Annotated in this window: 1 protein-coding gene; it reads left to right on the top strand. The window is 31.1% G+C overall.

The features are described 5' to 3' along the window. Nucleotides 1-135: a LuxR C-terminal-related transcriptional regulator gene (locus E3E36_RS14130; protein WP_369334060.1), complete on the top strand. Its 135-nt coding sequence runs from the start codon at nucleotides 1-3 to the stop codon at nucleotides 133-135. The last annotated feature ends 260 nt before the right edge of the window (nucleotides 136-395 follow it).

Below are 395 nucleotides of genomic sequence, written 5' to 3'. Positions count from 1 at the left end.
ATATCGGAAATTGCTGTTGTACTAACATTAAGTATTAATACAGTAAGTACTTATCGCTTCCGCATAATGGAGAAAATGAAAATGAAAACAAATGCCGAATTAACGAGGTATGCAGTAACGCATAATCTGGCATAAATTCTTCTTTTTGTAGTAATAAAAACCACTTTACAGATTAAATATTGTTACAAATGTTTGTAACCGTTAGCTATTTACCGCATAATTACGTAAACCTATTTTTACTTTAGTAAAAGTGGATAAGAATGGTGTAGTTAAACGGTTTTAAAATCCAATATCCTCGTTAATACAAGCGAGGTCTATATCCATGAAACCTGTTTTAAGCAGGCGTTATTGTTTAGTCAGTAATGAAAAAGTAAAGACCTTCTTGTTAAAGAAGG

The organism is Thermococcus sp. M36 (assembly GCF_012027355.1).
Classification (GTDB): Archaea; Methanobacteriota_B; Thermococci; order Thermococcales; family Thermococcaceae; genus Thermococcus.
Note: the sequence above shows the minus strand (reverse complement) of the source record. Positions and strands in the feature narration are given on the sequence as shown.